We start from the raw sequence: 21,337 nt of genomic DNA, 5'->3' as shown, positions 1-21,337 counted from the left end.
CTCCAGCTCGGAGGTGGCGGCATCGAGCGGCCCCCGACGCCGCCACCTCCCCGAGCTGGCGTCGCATCGGGCCGTTGTCGCCGGGTGACCAAGGCCGGCCCAGGTGGGCGGGGCGCGGCGGGGGCGGAGTTCAGGTGGGCGCGACGGCGGGCCAGGGGAGGGTCAGGTAGCCGTGGCGCCAAGCGGTGGGGCGGTCCCGGACCGGCCAGCCGGCCTCCTTCAGCGCCGTCACCGCCCGCACCCAGCGCTGGCGGGGGCCGAACGGGGCGTAGCCGGCGGCGGCGTGCCAGCCGTGCTCCAGCGCCTCGAACAGCTCGTGCACGCGCTCACCCGGCACGTTGCGGTGGATCAGCGCCTTGGGCAGCCGCTCGGCCAGCGTCGCCGGGCTCGCCAGCGTGGTCAGCTTCGCGGCCAGCGTGAGCGTGCGCGGGCCGGTGGCGTCCAGCAGCACCCAGGCGCCGAGCCGACCCAACTCGTCGCAGGTCCCCTCGACCAGCAGCCCGCCGGGCGCCAGCCGTTCGATGATCGTGCGCCAGGCGTCGGCGACGTCGCCCTCGTCGTACTGGCGGAGCACGTTGAACGCCCGGACCAGGGCGGGGCGCAGGCCGGCCAGCTCGAAGCCGCCCCGGGCGAACGTCAGGCCGGGCGGGTCGGCGGCCGGCTGGGCGGCGGCCACGCGTACCGGATCGATCTCCAGCCCGACCACCCGGACGTCCGCGCGGACGCCGGCCGCGAGCCGGGCCCGCAGCTCGACCGGGGTGACCGGGGTGGCACCGTAACCCAGGTCCACCACGAGCGGGTCGGCGGCGGCGCGGAGCGTGTCGCCGCAGGCCCCGACGATCCAGTTGTCCACCCGCCGGAGCCGGTTGGGGTTCGTCGTGCCTCGGGTGACGACGCCCAGGGGCTTCATCAGCTCTGCCGGTGCACCTTGTGCTGGGCGGCCTGGGCCAGCGGGCGGACCACGAGTTGGTCGACGTTGACGTGGTGCGGGCGGGTGGCGCACCAGGCCACGCAGTCGGCCACGTCGTCGGCGACGAGCGGCTCGGCCACCCCGGCGTAGACCGCCTCGGCCCGGTCCGCGTCGCCGCCGAAGCGGACCAGCCCGAACTCCTCGGTCCGCACCATGCCCGGATCGATCTCGACCACCCGGATCGGCCGGCCGGACAGTTCCAGGCGGAGCGTGCCGGCGATCGCGGTCTGCGCGTGCTTGGCCGCCGTGTAACCGCCGCCGCCCTCGTAGACCACCCGCCCGGCGGTCGAGCTGACGATCACCACGGTGCCGGCGCCGGAGCGCTCCAACGCGGGCAGCAGTGCCTTGGTGACCCGCAGCGTGCCGAGCACGTTGACGTCGTACATCCACTGCCAGTCGCCGACGTCGGCGGTCTCGACCGGGTCCAGGCCGCGGGCGCCGCCGGCGTTGTTGACCAGCAGGGTGACCGGGCCGGGCGCGGCGTCCGCCGCGGTGACCAGGCCGGCGACCGACTCGTCCGAGGTCACGTCGCAGGCCACCGCGGTCGCCGCGCCGCCGGCCGCCTCGATCTCGGCGACCAGCGCGGCCAACCGGTCGGTACGCCGCGCCGCGGCGAGCACGTGGAAACCCTCGGTGGCCAGCCGGCGGGCGGTGGCCGCGCCGATCCCGCTGGACGCTCCGGTGACGATGGCGACTGAGCTCATCCGGACATTCTCCCCGCCGCCTCCACCCCGCGGCGATGAGGTCCGTCACGCCGGGGAACCCGCCGCAGGCATTTCCGAACCCCGATGGGGAAGATGACACCCGGCGTACGGGTTGACCGAGAAGCGCCGGTCGTGCGGGACGGCATCAACCGTGACAGAGGGAGCGGACGTGGCGGAGTTGCACACCGGTGTCGGTCGTCAGCGAGGTGCCCTGCCGTGGCCCCGGCCGCGCCGCATCGCCACGCTCTCGGTGCACACGTCGCCGCTGCACCAGCCTGGCACGGGCGACGCCGGCGGCATGAACGTCTATATCCTGGAGGTCGCCCGGCGGCTGGCCGAGGCCGACGTCGAGGTGGAGATCTTCACCCGGGCCACCGCCGGCGACCTGCCCCCGGTGGTGGAGATGGCGCCCGGGGTGAGCGTCCGGCACGTCACCGCCGGCCCGCTGGAGGGGCTGACGAAGGAGGAGCTGCCCGGTCAGCTCTGCGCCTTCACCGCCGGCGTGTTGCGCGCCGAGGCGGCCCGCCCGCCCGGCCACTACGACCTGATCCACTCGCACTACTGGCTCTCCGGCCAGGTCGGCTGGCTCGCCAAGGAACGCTGGGGAGTGCCGCTGGTGCACACCGCGCACACCCTCGCCAAGGTCAAGAACGCCCGGCTCGCCGCCGGGGACCGGCCCGAGCCGAAGGCCCGGGTGATCGGCGAGGAGCAGGTGGTCGCCGAGGCCGACCGGCTGGTCGCCAACACCCGGGTGGAGGCCCGCGACCTGCTCGACCGGTACGCGGCCGATCCCGGCCGGGTGGCCGTGGTGGAGCCCGGCGTGGACCTGGACCGGTTCCGCCCGGCGCCCGGCGACCGGGAGTCCGCGACCCGCGCGGCCCGCCGCCGCCTCGGGCTGCCGGCGCACGGCTACGTGGTCGCGTTCGTCGGCCGGATCCAGCCGCTCAAGGCGCCGGACGTGCTGGTCCGCGCGGTCGCCGCGCTGCGCGAACGGGACCCCGCGCTCGCCGACGAGCTGACCGTGGTGATCTGCGGCGGCCCGAGCGGCAGCGGGCTGGACCGGCCCACCGCCCTGATCGAACTGGCCCACTCGCTCGGCGTGGCCGACCGGGTCCGTTTCCTCCCGCCGCAGACCGGCGAGGACCTGCCCGCGCTCTACCGCGCCGCCGACCTGGTGGCGGTGCCCTCGCACAACGAGTCGTTCGGGCTGGTCGCATTGGAGGCGCAGGCATGCGGCACGCCGGTGCTGGCCGCCGCCGTCGGCGGTCTGGTCACCGCCGTACGCGACGGTGTCAGCGGCATGCTCATCGACGGGCACGATCCGGTCGACTGGGCGCGGGCGCTGGCCGGCCTGCTGCCCGAGCGGGCGCGGCGGGCGGCCCTGGCCGCCGGGGCCGAGCGGCACGCCCGCGACTTCTCCTGGCACCGGACCGCCGCCGGGCTGCTCACCGTCTACCGGGAGGCGATCACCGAACACCGGGCCCGGCTGGCCGGCCGGCTCGGCGACCCGGCGCTCGCCTGCTCGTGGTGATTCGTCGCCGGGCGACGGTCGGCGGGCGACCGTAGAGTGGGTGCGATGAGCCGCACGAGTGAGGTCGCCGCGTTGATCGAGGCCGTCTGCGCGGAGCGCGAGCTTCAGTGGGAGTCCACCGGCGAGGCGTCGTACGCGGTGACCCTGCCGGGCACCCACAAGCTCAAGACGATCTGCAACCTGATCGTCGGCGAGCACGCGCTGCGGATCGAGGCGTTCGTGATGCGCCAGCCGGACGAGCGCCGCGAGGAGCTGTGGGCCTGGCTGCTGCAACGCAACGCGCGGATGTACGGCGTCTCGTTCTCCATCGACGCGGCCGGCGACGTCTACCTGACCGGCCGGGTCAACCTGGCCGGCCTCGACGCCGACGAGTTGGACCGGCTGTTCGGCTCCGTGCTGACCTATGCCGACGAGTCGTTCGACAGCATGCTGGAGATCGGCTTCGGCACCGCCATCCGGCGGGAGTGGGAGTGGCGGGTCAAGCGGGGCGAGTCGACCGCCAACCTGGCCGCGTTCGCCCACCTCTTCGAACCCTCGACGCCGGCCGGAGGTTCGGAGCGCCCCTGACGGGTATGCCGCACCGCGCGGTGCGGAGCACTGGGACCCACCGCGGGCCGAGGACGGACTGTCGAGGAGCGTGTCCCATGGCTCAGCGCAACAGCTCAGGTCGCGGCACGACTGCGACCCGGACCAAGCGGCAAACCGGCAACCAGACCCCGAACACCCCGATGGTGTCGGAGTCCGAGATCTCCCGGATGAAGATCGACGACATCCGGGGCCAGCTCCGCCGGCGCGGGATCTCCGGGATCTCCGCGCTGCGTAAGCCGGAGCTGGTGAAGACGCTCGCGCGCACGATGCGTGCGGAGGGGCGCGGCGCGGCGCGGCGCAGCACCGGCCCAGGCGGCCGGCCGGCCGCCACCCGCGGCTCCGCGTCCGCGAAGAAGACCACGGCGGCGCGGCGGGGCACCGCGACGAAGCGGACCACGTCGCCGCCGGCCAAGTCCGCGCCGGCTGCCCGGGCCACCGGCGCCAGGGCCAAGGCGACGGGTACGCGCAAGGCGGCCCCCGCCCGGGCGAAGGCGGCCCCGTCGCGGGCGAAGGCCACCGCGTCCCGGGCGAAGGCGACCCCGTCCCGGGCGAAGGCCACCGCGTCGCCGGCGAAGGCGACCGCGTCGCGGGCGAAGGCCGCATCGGGTCGGGCCAAGGCCGCACCGTCGCGGGCGAAGGTCACGTCCTCCCGGATCAAGGCCGCGCCGTCGAAGGCGAAGGCGGTGCCGGCGCGGAAGGAGACGGCGGCTCGCGCGCAGTCCGCGCCGACCCGTGGGCCCGCGTCCAGCCGGTCGATCGGATCCTCCCAGCTCATCACGTCCATCGCGGATCGTCCGGAACGTCCGGGCCGCAGCCTGGTGACTCGCGACCACGAGGTGATCCAGCGCTGGGCGCGGGCCCGGGGCGCGAAGCCGGCCACCATCGCCGGCACCGAGCGCGGCGACCGGCCCGGCGTGCTGACCTTCAACATGCCGGGTTACCGGGAGAGCAGCCGGATCCGGGAGGTCACCTGGGACGACTGGTTCCGGACGTTCGAGTCGCGGCGACTGAACCTGATCTACCAGGAGCAGATGCGGGACGGCCGGCAGAGCAACTTCTTCCGGACTGAGAATCCGAATCGCGAGGACGGCTGAGGTTTACGGGAATGGTCGACGGGAATCCGACGTTGGCCATCGCGGAGACCACAGCCGGGAGCGCCGGATTCCCGACCCGGGTGCTGTGACGGGCAAGACAGTGATCTGGGTTGAATCCAGAATCCGGGCGAACTAACTTTATTGCACCGCGTCACGCTTGTTTTCGTTCGGGGGAGCGGCGGATCGATCAGATCCGCGCAAGCGAGATGCGAAGATCGGGTGGAGCACACCGTTGGGGGACGGTGCCACCCGTGGTAACCGGCGGCGCGCGCGGGCGACGCTTACGGGGGTGAGTGTCGCCCGCCGCCGCCGGGCGTACGGTACGAGCGCCCATCTCGACGGGGGTCGGGGTGGGCGCTCTGCCGTTCTCACCGGCGAACCCGCTCCGGCCGGCGGGCGGCGGCCCGCAACGCGGCGATCCGGCGTTCCCGCGGACCACCGGCGAGCAGGTGACCGGCCGCGGCGCACAGGCCCAGCCCGCCCACCACCAGCCAGTGCCGCTCGCCGAGACGCTCCAGGCTGAGCCCGCCGAGCGCCGGCGCCACGAAGGACGCCGCCGGGAACGTCAGGTAGAACACCGACTGATAGCGGGCCCGCAGCTCCGGCGGGGCGAGGTCCGCGTTGATCTGTGCGTTCGGCGGCGCGGCCAGCATCTGCCCGGCCGTCCAGACCACCGCCGCGCCGAAGTAGAGCGGCAACCCGTCGGCGACGGTCAGCGTGCCGAACCCGAGCGCCATCAGCCCGGTGGAGACGGCCAGCACGGTCGAGGGCCGGTACGGCGCGATCAGCCGGGGCACGAAGAGTTGCCCGGCCACGATCAGCGCCCCGCCGAGCGCCACCACCAGCCCGTACGCGGTCGGCCGCAGACCGTCCGCGCGCATCGCCAACGGCATGATCGTCGACGTCTGCATGGTCAGCACGGCGAGCAGGAAGGTCAACCCGACGAAGGCGAGGAAGGTGCGATCGGTGAGCGCGGTGTGCAGCCCGGGCCGCCGCCCCAGCACCGTCCGCGGGGTGACCGCCCGGCGGCCGAGCGTCTCCGGCACCTTGAGCGCGACGACCACGGCCGCGGTCAGGGTGGCCCCGGCGTCGACCAGGAACAGCGCCCGGAAGCTCGCTTCGGCGAGCACCCCGGCCAGCAACGAAGCGATAGCCATGCCCAGGTTGAACGCCCAGAACTGAAGGTTGAACGCGCGGGACCGGCGGGCCTCCGGCACCACGTCCACGATCGCCGCCACGAACGCCGGGCCGGGCATCGAGTGCGCCACCCCGACCAGCGCGGCCAGCACCGCGATCACCGCCAGGTGCCGGCTGAACGCCAGCGCGGTCATCAGCCCGGCCGCGGCCAGGTGGGCGGCGAGCAGGGTGGACCGCCGGCCCCACCGGTCGGCGAGCACGCCGCCGAGCAGCGTGCCGGCCGCGCCGCCGGCCCCGTACGCGCCGACGACGAGCCCGGCCAGCGACACCGAGGCGCCCCGCGCGGCGGTCAGGTAGAGCGACAGGAACAGCAGCGCGAACGCGCCGGCCCGGTTGATCAGCAGCCCGGACCACAGGTACCAGAAGGTGGCGGGCAGTCCGCCGGCCGTGTCGTCCCACAAGCGTCGCAGGCCGCGCACCCGTCCTCCAGGAAAGTTTCCTTACCGTTTCGCCCCCGTACCGTACCCAGCCGGCGTACTCAGGAGCCGACCCGGGCCGGCGCGGCGGGTGAGGTGGCCGCCGCCTCGGCCGCCGCGGGCGCCGGGGTGCGGGCCAGGGTGACCGGGGTGCCGGCGGCGCGGAGCTGGGTGGCGCGCCGCTCCCGGGCCGGGCCGGAGACCAGGTGGGCGAGCGCCGTCACGACGCCGATGCCGGCGCAGGCCAGCCACAGCTCGGTGTTGCCGCCGTGCTCCCGCAGCAGGCCGCCGAGGATCGGTGCGGAGGCCCCGGCGAGCTGCCAGGACAGGGAGAACACGCCCTGGTAGCGCCCGCGCAGGGCGGCCGGGGACAGCTCGGCGATCAGGGTGGCGTTGGAGGGCGAGTTGAGCATCTCGCCCAACGTCCAGATCAGCACGGTCAGGCCGTAGAGCCAGATCGTGTCGGCGAACGCGGTGAGCCCGAACCCGACGCCCATGATCAGCGCGGCGAGCGCCAGCACGTGCGACCGGCTCCGGCCGGCGATGAGCCGGGGGACGAAGAGTTGCCCGATCACGATCAGCAGGCCGTTGAGCGCGATCACCGAGCCGTAGGTGGCCGCGCTGAGCCCGGAGTCGACCATGGCGATCGGCAGCATCGAGATGTGCTGGAGGAAGACCAGCGCGGCGAACAGGTTGAGCGCCACGAAGCCGAGGAAGACCCGGTCGCGCAGGATGGTGCGCAGCGCGCCGGCCGGCGCCGCCGCGCCCTTGTCGGCCGGACCGGTCGGGCGGTGCAGGGTCTCCCGGACCCGGGTGAAGATGATCAGCGCGGTGACCAGCGTGGTGGTCGCGTCCACCAGGAAGAGGAGCAGGTAACCGGCTTCGGCGGCGAGCCCGGCCAGCACTGCGGCGCAGGCGAAGCCGAGGTTGATCGCCCAGTAGTTCAGCGAGAACGCGCGGAGCCGGTCCTTCTCCGGCACCACGTCGATCATCATCGCCCCGAAGGCCGGACGGGCCGCCTCGGCGAACGTGCCGAGCAGCAGCGCGCCCACCGCCACCGCCCAGAGCGGCCGGGCCAGCCCGAGCGCGACCATCATGGTCGCCGCGCCGAGGTGCGCGGTGAGCAGCGTCGGACGCCGCCCCCAGCGGTCGGTGAGCGTGCCGCCGACGGTGGTGCCGACCGCGCCGCCCACGCCCCAGAGCCCGATCACCAGGCCGGCCTGCGCGGCCGAGAAGCCCCGTTCCCGGGTCAGGTAGATGGCGAGGAAGATCAGGACGAACGAGCCGAGCCGGTTGATCAGCGTGCCGGTCCAGAGGTACCAGAAGGAACGCGGCAGCCCGCCCGCGGTGTCCCGGAACCAACCCCGCACCGTACGCATCCCGACGCCCCCGTCCGGTAATGACCGATCAATCTCAGACGCCTTACAACCTAGTGTCGTGCCGGAGTCCCGGTCATCCGCGTTTCCACGTGGTGGTCGTCACCACCGGTCCCCGCGTGTCCACCCGGCCGGTACGGCAGGATGATCCGCATGACTGCGAGCGAAGGACCCACCGTCGGGACGCTGGTCCTGCTGCGGCACGGCGAGAGCGACTGGAACGCCAAGAACCTCTTCACCGGCTGGGTGGACGTCGACCTGACCGCCAAGGGGGAGACCGAGGCGCGGCGCGGCGGCGAGCTGCTCCGCGAACACGACCTGCTCCCGGACGTGGTGCACACCAGCGTGATGCGCCGGGCGATCCGCACCGCCGAGCTGGCGTTGAACGCCGCCGACCGGCACTGGATCGCGGTGCGCCGCTCCTGGCGGCTCAACGAGCGTCACTACGGCGCCCTGCAGGGCAAGAACAAGAAGCAGACCCTCGACGAGTACGGCGAGGAGCAGTTCATGCTCTGGCGGCGGTCGTACGACACGCCGCCTCCCCCGATCGACGACAACGACGAGTGGTCACAGGTCGGCGACCCGCGGTACGCGCTGCTGCCGACCGAGCTGATGCCGCGCACCGAGTGCCTGAAGGACGTCGTCGAGCGGATGCTGCCCTACTGGTACGACTCGATCGTGCCGGACCTCCTGGCCGGCCGGACGGTGCTGGTGGCCGCGCACGGCAACTCGCTGCGCGCGCTGGTCAAGCACCTCGACCAGATCTCCGACTCCGCGATCGCCAAGCTGAACATCCCGACCGGCATCCCGCTGCGCTACGACCTGGACGCCGACCTGCGCCCGCAGGTGCTCGGCGGCACCTACCTCGACCCCGAGGCCGCCAAGGCGGCTGCCGCCGCCGTAGCCAACCAGGGCCGCTGAGATGTAAGGCGGGGCCCCCTCTTAACGCTTCTGGTAGAGGAGGGGCCCCTTCTTAACACTCCCCTGTCAAGAAGGGGCCCCTGCTTACCCCCGGTGGGTCAGGCCGACGGCGTGCCGGTGATCAGGTAGACCACGTGCTCGCCGGCGTTCACCGCGTGATCGGCGAAGCGCTCGTAGAAGCGGCCGAGCAGAGTGGCGTCGATCGCCGTCTCCACCCCGTACGGCCAGTCGTCGCCGAGCAGCACGCCGAACAGGCTCTTGTGCCTGTCGTCCATCGCGTCGTCGTCCCGGTCCAGCTCGGCGGCCACGTCGGCGTCCGGCTTGGCCAGCACCGCGCCGATCTTCTCCGCCATCCGGTCGGCGATGCCGGCCATGTCGGTGAAGACCGGCCGCAACTCGGCCGGCACCGCCGGGGACGGATGGCGACGCAGTGCCGTCTTGGCCACGTGGTCGGCCAGGTCACCCATCCGCTCCAGGTCGGCGGCGACGTGCAGCGCAGTGATCATGGCGCGCAGGTCGGAGGCGACCGGCGCCTGCCGGGCCAGCAGGTCGCAGACCCGCTCCTCCACGTGCCGGTACAGCTCGTCGATCTCGGCGTCCCGCGCGATCACCGTTTCGGCCGCCGCGCGGTCGGCGGTGAGCAGCCCTCTGGTGGCCTGCCGCATGGCCGCGCGCACCGCCTCGGCCATGTCCACCAGCAGCTGGCTGACAATCTGCAGGTCGGCCCGGAACTCGTCGCGCATCGTCACTTCCTGGGGTCGGTGGCCGTTGCCCGGGACGGGTACGGCGTGAGCAGGTGCGCGCCCCACGGTAGGCCGGGCGACCGGCACCAGGGTGAACGCGGATGAACGACGCGGGGCCCGTAGGTGAACATTCCCGGAAGCGAGAGTGGTTCGTCCCTTTGTGACCGATCCCTGGGTTAACAATGACCCTACGATCGCCAGGTGGAATGGGCGGTGGCCATCGCGGTGGCCGTGGCGCTGGTGACCGGACTGGTCGCCGGGTCGATGCTGTCCGGCCCGGTGGAGGAATGGCGGCGCCACCGGGCGTCGCCGGGCGGCGGACCCTCCCGTCGTGACGCAGGGAGGCCGACGATTCCGGACGAAGCGCAGGGGGGCCTCTCCGGGCTCGGCCGCAAGACGATCGACTCGTTGCGCGCCGGCGTGGTGGTGCTCGACTCCGACGACGTGCCGGTGCTGGTCAACCCGGCCGCCCGGGCGATGGGCCTGCTCCGTGCCGGGGCGGCGCCCGGCGCCATCGCGGCGCACCCGCTGATCCGTACCCTCGCCGGCCAGGTCCGCCGCACGGGTGTGCGTCGCGAGATCGAGCTCGACCTGCCCCGGGGTCGCGACAGCGCCGGTGACAACCCGCTCGGGGTGCACCTGCGGGCGATGGGGCTGGGTGCCGGCTACATCTCGATCGAGGCGGTCGACGTCACCGAGTCGCACCGCCTGGCCCGGGTACGCCGCGACTTCGTGGCCAACGTGAGCCACGAGTTGAAGACCCCGATCGGCGCCCTCCAACTGCTCGCCGAGGCGCTGGTGGACGCGACCGAGCCGGCCGGCGACGGCGCACCCGACCTGTCCGAGGACCTGGTCGCCGCGCGCCGTTTCGCCGAGCGCATCCAGCACGAGTCGACCCGGCTCGGCCGGCTGGTGCAGGAACTGCTGGAACTCACCCGACTCCAGGGCGCCGAGCCGCAGCCCGCACCCGAGCCGGTCGCGGTGGACTGGGTGCTCGCCGAGGTGGTCGACCGCACCCGCACCGCGGCCACCGCCCGGCGCGTGGCGATCGTCGTCGGCGGGCAGCGGGGCCTGACCGTGTACGGCAGCGACAGCCAACTCGCTACCGCGGTGGCGAACCTGGTGGAGAACGCGGTGAACTACTCGGCCGAGGACACCACGGTCCGGGTGACCGCGCGGGGCACCGACGAGCACGTCGAGATCGCGGTGGCCGACCAGGGGATCGGCATCGCCCCAAACGAGGTCGACCGGATCTTCGAGCGCTTCTACCGCGCCGACCAGGCCCGCTCCCGCTCGACCGGGGGCACCGGGCTGGGGTTGGCCATCGTCAAGCACATCGCCAGCAACCATGGCGGCCGGGTGGATGTGTCGAGCACCCTTGGGGGTGGGTCGACGTTCACCCTCCGGCTGCCTGCCCGCCCCCCGGACGACCTGGAGGCGACACTCGCCTCCGCTGGGATCGAGGCCGGCCCGGCCGAGCTCCGGCAGGTCTGACCACAGGAAAGGAAACACCCCGTTGAGCCGCGTACTGGTGGTCGAGGACGAGGAGTCGTTCTCCGACGCCCTGTCCTACATGCTCCGCAAGGAGGGGTTCGAGGTCTCCGTCGCCGCGACCGGCACCTCCGCTCTCACCGAGTTCGACCGGACCGGCGCGGACATCGTGCTGCTCGACCTGATGCTGCCGGAGATGTCGGGCACCGAGGTGTGCCGCCAGCTCCGCCAGCGGTCGCACGTCCCGATCATCATGGTCACCGCCCGGGACAGCGAGATCGACAAGGTGGTCGGCCTGGAGATCGGGGCCGACGACTACGTCACCAAGCCGTACTCGCCGCGTGAGCTTGTCGCCCGGATCCGGGCGGTGCTGCGCCGGCAGAGCCCCGAGGCGAACGAGGCGGGTGTGCCGACCCTGGCCGCCGGCCCGGTGCGGATGGACATCGAACGGCACGTGGTGACCGTGGACGGGACCGGCGTGCAACTCCCGCTCAAGGAGTTCGAGCTGCTGGAGCTGCTGCTGCGTAACGCCGGGCGGGTGCTCACCCGTGGCCAGCTCATCGACCGCGTCTGGGGTGCCGACTACGTGGGCGACACCAAGACGCTGGACGTGCACGTGAAGCGGTTGCGCTCCAAGATCGAGCCGGAGCCGTCCACGCCGCGCTACATCGTCACGGTGCGAGGTCTGGGCTACAAGTTCGAGCCGTGACCGGTCCGGCCCCGGGCGTGGCAGTTTGTCCGGTCCCACCCCGTGCCACCAACCGCTCTCCTGCCGGCTCGTGGTCGTCCTGAGAGAGATGACGTGAGTGGCACGTGGTGGTTGTCTACGAGCACCTGAGGGGTGCATGGCGTGCCACTCGCCGGCCTGTTCGGCGGCGGGTGGAACGCGGTGGTTGCCTGGCCGGTCCTGGGGGCGTTTCGCCGATTGGGTGGGGTGTCCCAGTGGGAGCAGCAGGCCACCGACCTCGTCAACCAGCACTGGAACAGCTGACACCGCGAAGGCCGGCACCCCGAGAGGGTGCCGGCCTTCGACGTGTCTCAGCGCACGACCTTGACGTTGAACAGGGGAGTGCCCAGCCGGCCGTAGAGACGAAGCCAGATCGGCAGCAGCATCTCGGTGCCGCGCGCCGTGGTGATGTCGCCCAGGTCGATCACGTCGGTGTGGCCGAAGCTGGTGAGCAGTTCGGTGACGACCCTCTTGGCGTCGGCGTCGTCGCCCGACACGAAGACGCTGTGGTCGCCGTCGGCGAGCTGCTGGGGGTGGGTCATCAGCTCGGCGGTCAGCGTGTTGAGCGCCTTCACCACCCGGGTACGCGGGAACGCCCGCTGGATCCGCTCGCCGAGTGAGTCGTCGTTGAGCACGGACAGGGTGGGCGGGAAGCCCTGGCTGAAGTCGAGTGGGTTGGCGATGTCGAGCAGGACCTTGCCGGCGAGGTTGTCCGCGCCCGCCGCGTCGAGGGCGGGGAGGGCACCGTCGCCGCTTGTCGCGTTCACCACCAGCTCTGCCCCGGCGGTGGCGTCGGCGTAACCGGACAGGGTGATGCCCGGGTGGCCGGCGGACCACTCACCCCAGTCTCCGCCGCGGGTGGTGGCGGCGTCACGGGTGCCGACGATCACCTCGTGGCCCAGTTCGGCCGCGCGGGCGGCGATGGCGCGGCCCACCGTGCCGGTGCCCAGTACTGCTATGCGCATGTCGAATCCGTTCTCCGGTTGCGGCGCGACATCGATGATCGCGCCCGGTTCGATCGACACTAACAGACAGGTCTGTCTGTTGGAAGGGTGGCGAGACGAACCGGTCTGTAGACTCCACGGACATCCGAGGGAGGAACCATGGCCCGCACGCCCGCCGGCACCGCCCGGGACCGCATCCTGGAGACCGCGTTCCGGCTGTTCTACGCGTACGGGCCGCGCGGCGTCGGCGTGGACACGGTGATCGCCGAGTCGGGCGTCGCCAAGGCCACCCTCTACAAGCACTTCCCGAGCAAGGACGACCTGGTCCTGGCGTACCTGGACAAGGTCGACCGGGCCTGGTCCGATGCGCTGCGAGCCGCGGCGCGGGCCGCCGGTGCCGACCCCCGCGACCAGCTCGTCGGGATGTTCGACGCGCTCACCGGCGCCTGCCTCCGGGAGGGCTATCACGGCTGCGCGTTCATCAACACCGCGGCCGAGTCACCTCCCGGCAGTCCGGTGCACACCCGTACGGTCGCGCACAAGAACGAGGTGCGGGCCTGGGTGACCGAGCTGGCGCGGCAGGCCGGGGCGGCCGAGCCGGAGCTGCTAGCCCGCCAGCTCACCCTGTTGCTCGACGGCGGCCTGGCCGGCGGTGTGCTCGACGGCGACCCGGCGATCGCCGAGGCGGCCGGGCGAAGCGCCCGCGCCCTGGTCGACGCGGCGCTTCCGCAGCGTTAACCGGGGGCCCCTGCTCTACCGGAGGCGTTAACCGGGGGCCCTTCCTTACTCGCTGGCGGGGTGGGGGGCGATCTGGCCCTGGCGTTGGCGGGCGGCGCAGAGTTCGGCCAGCTTCGCGTACGCGGGCACGCCGATCAGCGCGGTCAGCTCCGGGCCGTAGGAGACGTACATCGGGTCGGCGCCGACGTGCGCGTCGGTGGAGGAGGTGCACCACCAGTCCAAATCGTGGCCGCCGGCGCCCCAGCCGCGCCTGTCGAACTCGGCAAGCGTGGAGACGAGCACCTTGGTGTCGTCCGGTCGCTTGTGCCACTCCTGGTCCCGGCGGACCGGCAGTTGCCAGCAGACGTCCGGCTTGTATTCCAGCGGGTGCACGCCGTCGCGCAGCGCCTGGGCGTGCAGCGCGCAGCCGCCGCCGGCCGGGAAGTCGGCGTCGTTGAGGAACACGCAGGGCGCGTCCACGTCGCGGGTGGCGGTGCGCCGGGCCGGCGTCTTGCCGTCGATCGTGTCGTTCTCGGTCCAGTTCTTGAAACCGCGGCGAAAGTGCTGCCAGGTCTCCGGCGTGAGCCGCTTGACCGCCGCCCGTACCCGCTTCTCGTCGTCGGAGTCGGTGAAGAACGCGCCGTGCGAGCAGCACCCGTCGGCCGCCCGCCCGGCCACGATGCCGTGACAGCCCCGGCCGAAGATGCAGGTCCACCGGGACAGCAGCCAGGTCAGGTCGGCCCGGACGACGTGCTTCGGGTCGGCCGGGTCGGCGAACTCGATCCACTCCCGGGGAAAGTCCAGCCCGACCTCGCGGCTGCGCGGGTCGTCCGGGTCGTCGACCAGCACGTGAAGCTCGATCTGCCCTGTCACCCGGACCAGCGTACGCGCGCTCCCCCCGCGCGGCCGGCGAGCCGACGAAACGTGTTGCCCCTAGGGTGCTTCCATGCGACTGGGTGTCCTCGACGTCGGTTCCAACACGGTGCATCTGCTGGTGGTCGACGCCCACCACGGCGCGCATCCCTGGCCGGCGCACTCGGAGAAGGTGGTGCTGCGCCTGGCCGAGCAGATCGGCCCGGACGGCGCGTTGACCGACGCCGGCGCGGACGGGCTGGTCAAGGCGGTCGGGATGGCTCGGGCGGCGGCCGACGGGCTGGGCGCGGAGGATCTGCTGGCGTTCGCCACCAGCGCGGTTCGCGACGCCACCAACGCCGCCGAGGTGCTGGCCCGGGTCCGCGACGAGACCGGCGTACGCCTGGAGGTGCTCTCCGGCGCGGACGAGGCGCGGATGACGTTCCTCGCGGTGCGGCGGTGGTTCGGCTGGTCCGCGGGCCGGCTGCTGGCGATGGACATCGGCGGCGGCTCGCTGGAGCTGGCCGCCGGCATCGACGAGCACCCGGACGTCGCGGTCTCGCTGCCGCTCGGCGCGGGCCGGCTCAGCCGGGAGCGGCTGGCGGTCGATCCGGCCGGATTGATGCCGCCGTCCGCCGAGGCCGTGGAGACTCTCCGGGAGCACGTGGACGCGCAGCTCGATCCGGTGGTGAAGCAGTTGACCGAGGTGGGCTGGGAGCGTCCGGTGGCCACCTCGAAGACGTTCCGCTCGCTGGCCCGACTGGCCGGCGCGGCACCGTCGGGCGCGGGTCTGTGGGCCCGGCGCAGCCTGACCCGCACCGGGCTGCGGCAGGTGCTCGGGTTCGTCCGGCACATCCCGCCGGCGCATCTGCCCGAGTTGGAGGGGGTCAGCGCGCAGCGGGCACACCAGCTCCTGGCGGGCGCGGTGGTGGCCGAGGCGGTGATGCGCCGGTTGGACGTGGACTCGCTGGACGTCTGCCCCTGGGCGTTGCGCGAGGGGGTCATCCTGCGCCGGTTGGATCAGCTCGCGCCGATGTGATCCGAGCCGTCGCTCTGGGCGCTTTGCAGCTGCTCGTCCCGATGCTCACGGTCGGGTGCGGCTACCCTGAGGGGTGTGACTTCCCGCGTGCCGGTGCTCCTGTCCACGTCCTCGGTCTTCCCCGAACGGACCGCGGCGGCGTTTCAGCTCGCCGCCGCGCTCGGGTACGACGGCGTCGAGGTGATGGTCTGGACCGACCCGGTGAGCCAGGACCCGGGCGCGCTGCGGGGGCTGTCCGAGCACTACGACGTGCCGGTGCTCTCGGTGCACGCGCCCTGCCTGCTGGTCACCCAGCGGGTGTGGAGCGCGGACCCGTGGGAGCGGCTGCGGCGGGCCGCCGAGCTGGCCGAGACGCTTGAGGCGCCGACCGTGGTGGTGCACCCGCCGTTCACCTGGCAGCGCGACTACGCGCGCACGTTCGCCGACGGGCTGGACGCCATCGCCGGGCAGTTCGGCGGCCTCCGCTTCGCGGTGGAGAACATGTTCCCGGTGCGGATGGCCGGCCGGCAGTTCGTGCCGTACGTGCCGGGGTGGGATCCGACCGACACCGGCTACGCCTCCTACACCCTGGACCTGTCGCACTGCGCGGCGTCGCACACCGACGCGCTGGCGATGGCCGACCGGATGGGCGCCGGCCTGGCGCACGTGCACCTGGGCGACGGCACCGGCGAGGGGCGCGACGAGCACCTGGTGCCCGGTCGGGGCGGTCAGCCCTGCGCGGAGCTGCTCCGGTCGCTGGCCGGGCGGGGGTTCACCGGCTCGGTCGCGGTGGAGGTGACCACCCGGGGCGCGAAGGGGCGCGGGGCCCGCGAGGCGGATCTGCGCGAGTCGCTGGAGTTCGCCCGCGCCAACCTGACCGCGCCCTCGCCGGTCGACGTCTGAGCCGCTCCGCCCGCGGTCAGCTCACCGGGGCGAGCGGCTGGGCCGGCACCGCCTGTTCGCCGACCGCGGCGCGCTTGCGGGCCCGGTGCGCCGCGACGTGCGAGCGGGTGGCGCAGCGCTCCGAGCAGAACCGCCGGCAGCAGTTGGACGAGGTGTCCAGGTAGACGTTGCCGCAACGCTCGTCCGCGCAGACGCCGAAGCGGGCGCTGCCGTACTCGCAGAGCCACACGGACAGGCCCCAGACCGCGCCGGCCAGGTATTCCGCGGAGACCGACGCGCCCCGGCTGGTCACGTGCATGTGCCAGTCGGAGGAGTCGTGGCCGGAGATGCGTGGCTGCACCGGGAACGACTCCAACAGCGCGTTCAGCTCGGTCACCGCGTCGGCGTCCCGCCCCGAGGTGCCGTACTCGAAGACGTCCCGCAGGCGCTTCTGCGCGCGGCGGAAGATCGCCAGGTCCCGTTCCGCGACCTCGTCGCGCATCCAGGCGTTCTCGTCCGGGAAGAGGGCCCGCAGGCCGTCCAGGTCGTCCAGCCGGGCGTTGACGAGCTCGACCCCGGTCCGGGCGTACGCGTCGAAGTTCACGACACCAACGGTAGACGACTCGGCGCGGGCGTGGCGCGTCGATGTGGTGGGGTGGGCGGCCGTGCCCGGCGCGGGGACGCGGGCGGGCGTTACGCTCGGCTCATGCTCCGTTCCGTCATCCTCGCCGCCTCCCGGTCATCCCAGGTGGAGCGGCTCGTCGCGACGGCCCCGTTCACCCGGGACGTCGTCCGCCGGTTCGTCGCCGGCGCCGGCACCGACGACGCGCTGCGCGCGACCCGCGCACTTGTCGCCGACGGCCAGGCGGTCACCCTCGACTACCTGGGCGAGGACACCACCACCGGTGAGCAGGCGAACGCCACCCGGGACGAATACCTCAAGCTGCTGCGCCTGCTCGGCGCCGCCGGGCTCACCCCGGCCGCCGAGGTCAGCGTGAAGCTGTCCGCGCTCGGCCAGGCGTTCGACGAGCAGTTCGCGTACGAGAACGTCCGGGCGATCTGCGCGGCGGCCGACGCCGTCGGCACCACGGTCACCCTGGACATGGAGGACCACACCACCACCGACTCGACGCTCGACGTCCTGACCAAGCTGCGCAAGGACCACCCGTCGACCGGCGCGGTGCTTCAGGCGTACCTGCGGCGGACCGAGTCGGACTGCCGGGAGTTGGCTTCCGCCGGCTCCCGGGTGCGGCTGTGCAAGGGCGCCTACCGGGAGCCGGAGTCGGTGGCCTACCAGTCTGCCCGCGAGGTGGACAAGTCGTACGTGCGCTGCCTGAACGTGCTGATGGCGGGCGACGGTTATCCGATGCTGGCCACCCACGACCCGCGCCTGATCGCCATCGGCGAGGACCGGGCGCGCTGGTTCGACCGTGACCCGGGCCGGTTCGAGTTCCAGATGCTCTACGGCATCCGTCCGGAGGAGCAGAAGCGCCTGGTCGGCGAGGGCTACACGGTGCGCACCTACGTCCCCTACGGCGACCAGTGGTACGGCTACCTGATGCGGCGGCTCGCCGAGCGCCCGGCGAACCTGGCGTTCTTCGGTCGCGCGGTGATGTCGAAGAAGTGAAACGGGTCAGTCCGGCCGGCCCGTCGAGGTCGACGCTTGACCCCTAAAGCTAATGGTATTAGCTTTAGGGCTATGACTATTAGCCAGGTGGCGCGGGACGGCGGGACCATCGCGTACGAGGTGCACGGCGCCGGACCTCTCGTGGTGCTCGCCCACGGCATGGGGGAGAACCGGGCGGCCTTCCGGCACCTGACGCCGCTGCTGGTGGCGGCCGGCTACCGGGTCGCCTCGATCGACGTACGCGGCCACGGCGACTCCAGCCCGCACTGGCCCACGTACGCCCCGGCCGAGGTCGGTGGCGACCTGCTCGCCGTGGTGCGGGCGCTGGGCGGTGGGCCGGCCACGTTGGTCGGCAGCTCGTCCAGCGGGGCGGGCGTCGTCTTCGCCGCCGCCGAGTCGCCGGACCTGGTCGGCGGCATCGTGCAGATCAGCCCGTTCGTCGGCCAGCCGAAGCCGAACCCGCTGATGCGGGTGCTCCAGGCCGCCGTGCTGCGCAGCCCCCGCCTGTTCGGGCTGTTCCACCGCACGCTTTTTCCTGCGGCCGGCCGGCCGACGACGCCGCGTACCGCAAGGAACTGGTCGCCAAGCTGCGCGGCCGGATGGACGCGGTGCGCGGCGTGATCGCGCCGGTGGACCCGCACTGGACCGCGCGGGCCGCCCAGGTGCGGCAACCGGTGCTGGTGCTGATGGGCACGAAGGACCCGGACTTCCCCGACCCGGGCGCCGAGGCCCGGGCCGCCCGACGGCAGTTCGCCGTCGCGGAGGCGCGCATGATCGCCGACTCCGGCCACTACCCGCACGCCGACCAGCCCGCCGCCACCGCCGCCGCGCTGGTCGAGTTCCTGACGGTGACCGCGAGTGCCTAGGGCCGGCCTGACCCCGACGACGGTGGTCCGGGAGGCCGCCGTGCTCGCCGACGAGGTCGGGCACGACCGGCTGACCCTGGCCGCGCTCGCCGGCCGGCTCGGCGTCGCGCTGCCCAGCCTCTACAAGCACGTGCGTGGCGTCGACGCCCTGCACCAGAAGCTCGCCGTGCTGGCCACCGCCGAGATCGCCGACGTGCTGACCGCCGCCGCCGCGGGCCGGTCCGGCGGCGCCGCCCTGCGCGCCGTCGCCGCCGCCTACCGGGCGTACGCCCACCGGCATCCCGGCCGCTACCCGGCCACCCAGCGGGCACCCGACCCCACCGACCCCGAACACCTGGCCGCCGCCGAACGCGCGGTCGGCGCGGTCTTCGCGATCCTGCGCGGGTACGGCGTCGAGGGCGACGCGGCCGTCGACGCCACCCGGATGTTCCGGGCCACCGTGCACGGGTTCGTCACGCTGGAGGCGGCGGGCGGATTCGGGCTGCCCCGCGACGTCGACCGCTCCTTCGACCGGATGATCGACGGGCTCGACCTCGCGTACCGCGGCTGGGGGCCCGGATGAGGACCGGGCCGGATGGTCCGGCACGTGCCGGCGCGGGCCGGCTCGGGGCGTCGCCGTCGGGGCCGGGCGGCGCGACGAAGGCCGCGCTGCTGGGCGTCGTCTGCCTGCCGGCCCTGCCCGGCCACCCGCTGGCCGGCGCGGCCCTGGTGCTGCTCTGGTCCCTCGACAAGGCGTTCCTGACCCGCGCCGGCACCCCGATCTGCCCCGCCCCGCCCCGTCCCCTGTCCGCGCCGGATCCTGGTGTGGGCACGACCCCGGAGGGGCGGATCCGCACCATGATCTCGGTGGACGCCACTTTCCGGAAGGATCTTGGAAGCGGAGGGCCGATTCGTTCCAAGATCTGGTGCGGCGTGCGGGAAGGGATTACTCGCCGGACTCTTTCCCGGAAAGCCCGATTGGTCGTACCCTTCGCCGGTGACCGACGGCGACGAGGAGCCCCCCGGCCGGGTAGCCGACGGCGACCCGCCACCCGCCGGGAGCAACGACGAGGGGCAGCGCCCCCGCGCCGAGGTCGGTGAGGTGATGCCGCCTCCGGCCCCGGTGGGCACCCCGTCGACCACGGCAGTCCCCACGCCGGCGGCGGGCACGAGCGAGGCGAGCGCGTCCGTCCCCGCCGCCGTGACGGCGGCCCTACCCGAGCCGAACGCGGCTGCCCCCGCCACACCGCAGGCGAGCCCGCCCCTGCCTACCCGGGCTCCGACCGCACCGGCTCCGACCGCACCGGCTCCGACCGCACCGGCTCCGGCCGCGCCAGCTCCGGCCGCGCCGGGGTCGAACGGGGCGGTGGCTGGCGCGTGCCCGCCGGCGGTGGTCACGACGGTGCCGGAGCCGACCGGCACCCTCGTGCCCGCGCCGGCGCCCGCGCGGAAGCGGCGGTGGCCGCTCTGGACCGCGCTCGGGCTGGCGCTCGGCCTGGTGGCGGGCGCGGTTCCCGGCGTACTCCTGCGGGAGCTGGCACCGGACGCGGCCGGTCGGCCGGCGGCGGTCCCGGCCGACCGGGGCACGGCCGCCGAGCGGCAGCTCGCCGCGCGGATGGTCGGGCAGCTCGACCGGCAGGGCGCCGCGTTGCTCGGCGGCGACCGGGCCGGCTTCCTCGCGGTCGCGGAGCCGGCCGCCCGGCCGGCGCTGACCAGACGGTACGCGGCGCTGCGGGCGCTGCGGGTCACCGTGTGGCGGCCCGCCGCCGACGGCGTGCCGGTGGCGGTCGACGGGCGGCCCGGACAGTGGCGGCTGACCGTGTCGGTGGGCTACTGCTTCGTGGTGCCGGGTTGCGTGCCGAGCACGACCGGGCTGGCCACCCGGTGGCGGCTGGTGGGCGGGCAGCCGTGGCTGCTCGCGGTGGAGCCGTCGCGGACCGACCCGACCGGGGTGCGCCCCTGGGCGGTGGACGACCTGGCCGTGGCCGTCGGGAAGCGGGCGCTGGTGGCCACCACGCCGGCGCAGCGGGCCAAGCTGCCCGGCCTGCTCGCCCAGGCCGAGGCCGCCGCCCGGGTCGCCGACCGGTACGCGGTCGGCCCGCCGCCCGACAGGTACCTGGTCTACTACGCCGGCCGCGCCGAGTGGCAGCGCTGGTACGGCGGTGGCCGGCCGAAGTGGACCGCCGGGTACGCGGTCGGGGTCGGCGGTGGCCGCCACGACGTCGTGCTCAACGCGCGGAGCCTCGCCCCCAGCGGCACCGACGACCTGCTCCGGCACGAGCTGACGCACGCCTCCTCGCTGCCCGACCAGGGCTACGCGGACCACGCGGACTGGTGGCTGGTGGAGGGACTCGCCGAGTACGCCGGCACCGACGGCCAGCCGGTGGACCGCTACGAGGGCCTGGCCGAGGTGCGCAAGCTGGTCCGCGGCGACTGGGCCGGCCGGCTCGACGCGGTGGCCCCGGCCGACGACGCCACCGACGACCGGGTCGGCGGCGCCTACGGGGTCGGCTACCTGGCCGTGCGGCACCTGGTCGACAGGTACGGCGAGCAGCGGGTGCTGGACTTCTTCCGGGCGGTGGTGCACCAGCGGCGGCCCCTGGCCGAGGCCGCCGACGAGGTGTTCGGCGACCCGTGGCCGATGCTGCACGACGACTGCGTCGCCTACGTCCGGTCGGCCGCCGGCTGAGCGCC

The 21,337-nt window shown here is 73.7% G+C and carries 23 protein-coding genes; 15 read left to right on the top strand and 8 right to left on the bottom strand.

Annotated elements, in window-relative coordinates; translation table 11 throughout:
• Nucleotides 1-130 precede the first annotated feature (130 nt).
• Nucleotides 131-910, bottom strand: coding sequence for a class I SAM-dependent methyltransferase (locus tag AB0H28_RS02510; RefSeq protein WP_358033056.1), 780 nt, complete (start codon nt 908-910; stop codon nt 131-133).
• The gene (locus tag AB0H28_RS02505) at nt 910-1,674 is read right to left on the bottom strand and encodes an SDR family oxidoreductase (protein ID WP_358033052.1); all 765 of its coding nucleotides are present in this window, start codon (nt 1,672-1,674) and stop codon (nt 910-912) included. The genes AB0H28_RS02510 and AB0H28_RS02505 overlap by 1 nt, the downstream gene beginning before the upstream one ends.
• Before the next feature lie 169 nt (nt 1,675-1,843).
• On the opposite strand from AB0H28_RS02505, the gene mshA reads away from it, so the two are divergent.
• From mshA to AB0H28_RS02490, 3 genes are all read left to right on the top strand, one after another.
• A complete protein-coding gene (gene mshA, locus AB0H28_RS02500) occupies nt 1,844-3,205 on the top strand; it encodes a D-inositol-3-phosphate glycosyltransferase (protein WP_358033049.1) in 1,362 nt (453 codons plus the stop codon).
• A gap of 45 nt (nt 3,206-3,250) precedes the next feature.
• Entirely contained in the window at nt 3,251-3,772 is a 522-nt protein-coding gene (locus AB0H28_RS02495; protein ID WP_358033047.1) for a YbjN domain-containing protein, read from the top strand.
• Nucleotides 3,773-3,933: 161 nt separating this feature from the next.
• Complete coding sequence (locus tag AB0H28_RS02490) at nt 3,934-4,887, top strand: hypothetical protein (RefSeq protein WP_358033836.1); 954 nt, start codon at nt 3,934-3,936, stop codon at nt 4,885-4,887.
• Between the two features lie 368 nt (nt 4,888-5,255).
• On the opposite strand, the gene AB0H28_RS02485 is transcribed toward AB0H28_RS02490, so the two are convergent.
• Together AB0H28_RS02485 and AB0H28_RS02480 are read right to left on the bottom strand one after the other, a co-directional pair.
• Nucleotides 5,256-6,503, bottom strand: coding sequence for an MFS transporter (locus tag AB0H28_RS02485; RefSeq protein WP_358033044.1), 1,248 nt, complete (start codon nt 6,501-6,503; stop codon nt 5,256-5,258).
• Nucleotides 6,504-6,562: 59 nt separating this feature from the next.
• Nucleotides 6,563-7,879: an MFS transporter gene (locus AB0H28_RS02480; RefSeq protein ID WP_358033042.1), complete on the bottom strand. Its 1,317-nt coding sequence runs from the start codon at nt 7,877-7,879 to the stop codon at nt 6,563-6,565.
• Nucleotides 7,880-8,029: 150 nt separating this feature from the next.
• On the opposite strand from AB0H28_RS02480, the gene AB0H28_RS02475 reads away from it, so the two are divergent.
• On the top strand, nt 8,030-8,797 hold the full coding sequence (locus tag AB0H28_RS02475) for a phosphoglyceromutase (RefSeq protein WP_358033039.1): 768 nt from the start codon (nt 8,030-8,032) through the stop codon (nt 8,795-8,797).
• 98 nt (nt 8,798-8,895) lie between these two features.
• Here the strand turns inward: AB0H28_RS02475 and phoU are convergent, their stop codons facing one another.
• Nucleotides 8,896-9,540 carry a phosphate signaling complex protein PhoU gene (gene phoU / locus AB0H28_RS02470; RefSeq protein WP_358033036.1) on the bottom strand — a complete coding sequence of 215 codons (645 nt, stop codon included), beginning with the start codon at nt 9,538-9,540 and terminating at the stop codon, nt 8,896-8,898.
• A gap of 201 nt (nt 9,541-9,741) precedes the next feature.
• Between phoU and AB0H28_RS02465 the strand changes: the two genes are divergently transcribed.
• The 3 genes from AB0H28_RS02465 to AB0H28_RS02455 all read left to right on the top strand — a co-directional run bounded on the left by AB0H28_RS02465 (nt 9,742) and on the right by AB0H28_RS02455 (nt 12,022).
• Nucleotides 9,742-11,034 carry an ATP-binding protein gene (locus tag AB0H28_RS02465; protein ID WP_358033033.1) on the top strand — a complete coding sequence of 431 codons (1,293 nt, stop codon included), beginning with the start codon at nt 9,742-9,744 and terminating at the stop codon, nt 11,032-11,034.
• A gap of 22 nt (nt 11,035-11,056) precedes the next feature.
• On the top strand, nt 11,057-11,740 hold the full coding sequence (locus AB0H28_RS02460) for a response regulator transcription factor (RefSeq protein ID WP_358033031.1): 684 nt from the start codon (nt 11,057-11,059) through the stop codon (nt 11,738-11,740).
• A gap of 141 nt (nt 11,741-11,881) precedes the next feature.
• Entirely contained in the window at nt 11,882-12,022 is a 141-nt protein-coding gene (locus AB0H28_RS02455; RefSeq protein WP_358033029.1) for a hypothetical protein, read from the top strand.
• Between the two features lie 47 nt (nt 12,023-12,069).
• On the opposite strand, the gene AB0H28_RS02450 is transcribed toward AB0H28_RS02455, so the two are convergent.
• A complete protein-coding gene (locus AB0H28_RS02450; protein WP_358033026.1) occupies nt 12,070-12,723 on the bottom strand; it encodes an NAD(P)-binding domain-containing protein in 654 nt (217 codons plus the stop codon).
• Between the two features lie 138 nt (nt 12,724-12,861).
• Between AB0H28_RS02450 and AB0H28_RS02445 the strand changes: the two genes are divergently transcribed.
• Nucleotides 12,862-13,440 (top strand): TetR/AcrR family transcriptional regulator, encoded by a 579-nt coding sequence (locus AB0H28_RS02445; protein ID WP_358033023.1) that lies wholly within the window; start codon nt 12,862-12,864, stop codon nt 13,438-13,440.
• Nucleotides 13,441-13,485: 45 nt separating this feature from the next.
• Here the strand turns inward: AB0H28_RS02445 and AB0H28_RS02440 are convergent, their stop codons facing one another.
• Nucleotides 13,486-14,292 carry a hypothetical protein gene (locus tag AB0H28_RS02440; RefSeq protein ID WP_358033021.1) on the bottom strand — a complete coding sequence of 269 codons (807 nt, stop codon included), beginning with the start codon at nt 14,290-14,292 and terminating at the stop codon, nt 13,486-13,488.
• Between the two features lie 73 nt (nt 14,293-14,365).
• Here AB0H28_RS02440 and AB0H28_RS02435 point away from each other — a divergent pair, with 73 nt between their 5' ends.
• Both AB0H28_RS02435 and AB0H28_RS02430 read left to right on the top strand, forming a co-directional pair.
• Complete coding sequence (locus AB0H28_RS02435) at nt 14,366-15,310, top strand: Ppx/GppA phosphatase family protein (RefSeq protein WP_358033018.1); 945 nt, start codon at nt 14,366-14,368, stop codon at nt 15,308-15,310.
• A 75-nt stretch (nt 15,311-15,385) separates the two neighbouring features.
• Complete coding sequence (locus AB0H28_RS02430) at nt 15,386-16,192, top strand: sugar phosphate isomerase/epimerase (protein WP_358033014.1); 807 nt, start codon at nt 15,386-15,388, stop codon at nt 16,190-16,192.
• 16 nt (nt 16,193-16,208) lie between these two features.
• On the opposite strand, the gene AB0H28_RS02425 is transcribed toward AB0H28_RS02430, so the two are convergent.
• A complete protein-coding gene (locus AB0H28_RS02425; protein WP_358033011.1) occupies nt 16,209-16,775 on the bottom strand; it encodes a CGNR zinc finger domain-containing protein in 567 nt (188 codons plus the stop codon).
• A 102-nt stretch (nt 16,776-16,877) separates the two neighbouring features.
• On the opposite strand from AB0H28_RS02425, the gene AB0H28_RS02420 reads away from it, so the two are divergent.
• From AB0H28_RS02420 to AB0H28_RS02400, 5 genes are all read left to right on the top strand, one after another.
• Complete coding sequence (locus AB0H28_RS02420) at nt 16,878-17,798, top strand: proline dehydrogenase family protein (protein ID WP_358033009.1); 921 nt, start codon at nt 16,878-16,880, stop codon at nt 17,796-17,798.
• A 72-nt stretch (nt 17,799-17,870) separates the two neighbouring features.
• Complete coding sequence (locus AB0H28_RS02415) at nt 17,871-18,419, top strand: alpha/beta fold hydrolase (RefSeq protein ID WP_358033006.1); 549 nt, start codon at nt 17,871-17,873, stop codon at nt 18,417-18,419.
• A complete protein-coding gene (locus AB0H28_RS02410) occupies nt 18,398-18,664 on the top strand; it encodes an alpha/beta hydrolase (protein WP_358033004.1) in 267 nt (88 codons plus the stop codon). Before AB0H28_RS02415 ends, AB0H28_RS02410 begins: the two co-directional genes overlap by 22 nt.
• Nucleotides 18,657-19,226, top strand: a complete 570-nt coding sequence (locus AB0H28_RS02405; RefSeq protein ID WP_358033002.1) for a WHG domain-containing protein — start codon at nt 18,657-18,659, stop codon at nt 19,224-19,226. The genes AB0H28_RS02410 and AB0H28_RS02405 overlap by 8 nt, the downstream gene beginning before the upstream one ends.
• A 414-nt stretch (nt 19,227-19,640) precedes the next feature.
• Nucleotides 19,641-21,332: a hypothetical protein gene (locus AB0H28_RS02400; protein ID WP_358032999.1), complete on the top strand. Its 1,692-nt coding sequence runs from the start codon at nt 19,641-19,643 to the stop codon at nt 21,330-21,332.
• Nucleotides 21,333-21,337: the final 5 nt, after the last annotated feature.

The sequence above is a fragment of the Micromonospora sp. NPDC050980 genome (assembly GCF_040653835.1).
In the GTDB taxonomy this organism is placed as follows: domain Bacteria; phylum Actinomycetota; class Actinomycetes; order Mycobacteriales; family Micromonosporaceae; genus Micromonospora.
Note: the sequence above shows the minus strand (reverse complement) of the source record. Positions and strands in the feature narration are given on the sequence as shown.

Bases quoted from the DNA above. Each gene is read 5' to 3' on its own strand.
- AB0H28_RS02510 (WP_358033056.1), bottom strand. From the start codon at position 910: ATGAAGCCCCTGGGCGTCGTCACCCGAGGCACGACGAACCCCAACCGG.
- AB0H28_RS02505 (WP_358033052.1), bottom strand. From the start codon at position 1,674: ATGAGCTCAGTCGCCATCGTCACCGGAGCGTCCAGCGGGATCGGCGCG.
- AB0H28_RS02495 (WP_358033047.1), top strand. From the start codon at position 3,251: ATGAGCCGCACGAGTGAGGTCGCCGCGTTGATCGAGGCCGTCTGCGCG.
- AB0H28_RS02490 (WP_358033836.1), top strand. From the start codon at position 3,934: ATGGTGTCGGAGTCCGAGATCTCCCGGATGAAGATCGACGACATCCGG.
- AB0H28_RS02480 (WP_358033042.1), bottom strand. From the start codon at position 7,879: ATGCGTACGGTGCGGGGTTGGTTCCGGGACACCGCGGGCGGGCTGCCG.
- AB0H28_RS02475 (WP_358033039.1), top strand. From the start codon at position 8,030: ATGACTGCGAGCGAAGGACCCACCGTCGGGACGCTGGTCCTGCTGCGG.
- phoU (WP_358033036.1), bottom strand. From the start codon at position 9,540: ATGCGCGACGAGTTCCGGGCCGACCTGCAGATTGTCAGCCAGCTGCTG.
- AB0H28_RS02450 (WP_358033026.1), bottom strand. From the start codon at position 12,723: ATGCGCATAGCAGTACTGGGCACCGGCACGGTGGGCCGCGCCATCGCC.
- AB0H28_RS02445 (WP_358033023.1), top strand. From the start codon at position 12,862: ATGGCCCGCACGCCCGCCGGCACCGCCCGGGACCGCATCCTGGAGACC.
- AB0H28_RS02435 (WP_358033018.1), top strand. From the start codon at position 14,366: ATGCGACTGGGTGTCCTCGACGTCGGTTCCAACACGGTGCATCTGCTG.
- AB0H28_RS02420 (WP_358033009.1), top strand. From the start codon at position 16,878: ATGCTCCGTTCCGTCATCCTCGCCGCCTCCCGGTCATCCCAGGTGGAG.
- AB0H28_RS02415 (WP_358033006.1), top strand. From the start codon at position 17,871: ATGACTATTAGCCAGGTGGCGCGGGACGGCGGGACCATCGCGTACGAG.
- AB0H28_RS02410 (WP_358033004.1), top strand. From the start codon at position 18,398: ATGGACGCGGTGCGCGGCGTGATCGCGCCGGTGGACCCGCACTGGACC.